2 protein-coding genes and 1 other annotated feature are annotated in these 1,332 nt (G+C 66.4%); both genes read right to left on the bottom strand.

The window, feature by feature from the left end:
- Positions 1-30: 30 nt before the first annotated feature.
- Positions 31-957 carry an IS3 family transposase gene (locus Cba03nite_RS39390; RefSeq protein WP_203757683.1) on the bottom strand — a complete coding sequence of 309 codons (927 nt, stop codon included), beginning with the start codon at positions 955-957 and terminating at the stop codon, positions 31-33.
- Positions 886-999, bottom strand: a sequence feature (AL1L pseudoknot). It overlaps the preceding gene by 72 nt.
- A complete protein-coding gene (locus Cba03nite_RS39385) occupies positions 954-1,265 on the bottom strand; it encodes a transposase (protein WP_203757681.1) in 312 nt (103 codons plus the stop codon). (Overlaps the previous feature by 46 nt.) The genes Cba03nite_RS39390 and Cba03nite_RS39385 overlap by 4 nt, the downstream gene beginning before the upstream one ends.
- Between the last annotated feature and the right edge of the window lie 67 nt (positions 1,266-1,332).

The following is a 1,332-nucleotide window of genomic DNA, read 5'->3' as shown; positions in this document are numbered from 1 at the left end:
TGAGGTTCCCCCGATAAGCCGGAGAGGCGGTTAGCAGGCTACGACCTGCTCAAGGGTGGTGTTCACGGGGTCGGGTGTATTGATGTTCTTTGCGTACCAGGTGGCCTCGTACTCGTCCGGGGAAAGCCAGCCGAGGTCCTTCTGGATGCGTTCGCGGTTGTACCAGCCGTCGATGTAGGCGAAGATCGCGTTCTCCGCGTCATCGCGGGTGCGCCACGAGGTCCGGTACACGAGTTCGATCTTCAGCGTGGAGAAGAAGTTCTCCATGAGCGCGTTATCGTACGAATCCCCGACGGACCCCATCGAGGGCAGGATCCCGTTGTCGGCCAGGCGTTCGCTGAAGCGGATAGAGGTGTAGGTCGACCCGCGATCCGAATGGTGGATCAACTGGCCGTCGCGGACGTCGCGTGACCAGATCCCGTACTCGAGAGCACCCAGGACGAGGTCGGTGTTGCACCGGTCGGAGGTCTTCCACCCGACGATGCGGTTGGAGAACGCGTCACGGACCGCGGCCAGCCACAGCACGCCCTGCCCGGTGACGATACGGGTGGCGTCGGCGACCCACAGCCGGTTCGGGGCGCCGGCGGTGAAGTCCCGGTTGACCAGGTCCGGCGCCGGATCAGCCTTCGGGTTCTGCCAGGTGGACCCGCCGCGCCAACCTCGGCGCAAGAACGCACCCTGCAGGTGGTGTTCGCGCATCAGCCGCTCGACCCGCTTGCGGCCGACGCGGATGCCCCGACGGGCCAGGGTGGCGTGCACCCGTGGGCTGCCATAGGTCTGCCCGGAGCGCTCGTGGATGTCGACGATCTCGCTCAGCAGTCCACGGTCTTCGACCTCCCGCACGCCCGGGTCGGCCTCGCGGGCCACCCAGCCGTAGTAGGTCGACGGGGCGATCTGCAGGACCCGGAGGACGGGCTCGACCCCGAAGCGGTCGCGCAGCTCGGTCACGAGCGTCATGACCGTCGCCGGGTCGGGTCGAGTTCCGAGGCGAAAAAAGCCGAGGCGGCCTTGAGGATCTCGTTGGCTCTGCGCAGCTCAGCGTTCTCTTTGCGAAGCCGGCGTAGCTCCTCGGCCTCGGCCGTGGTCGGCTGGTCGAAGCGCTCACCGTGATCGGCCTGGTCCTGGCGGATCCAGTTGCGCAGTGCTTCGGGATGCACGCCGAGTTGTTCGGCCAGGCGCTTGATGATCGGTTTGGGGTCGGACTCCCGGTAGAGCCGCACCGCGCGCTGGCGCAGTTCGTCCGGGTACTTACGTGGGGCGGGCACGAAAACCTCCTGGTCAGGGTCTATCAGACCATGATCGAAAGTCTCCGGGCTAACGGGGGAACCTCAC

It is taken from the genome of Catellatospora bangladeshensis (assembly GCF_016862575.1).
In the GTDB taxonomy this organism is placed as follows: domain Bacteria; phylum Actinomycetota; class Actinomycetes; order Mycobacteriales; family Micromonosporaceae; genus Catellatospora; species Catellatospora bangladeshensis.
Note: the sequence above shows the minus strand (reverse complement) of the source record. Positions and strands in the feature narration are given on the sequence as shown.

Bases quoted from the DNA above. Each gene is read 5' to 3' on its own strand.
- Cba03nite_RS39390 (WP_203757683.1), bottom strand. From the start codon at position 957: ATGACGCTCGTGACCGAGCTGCGCGACCGCTTCGGGGTCGAGCCCGTC.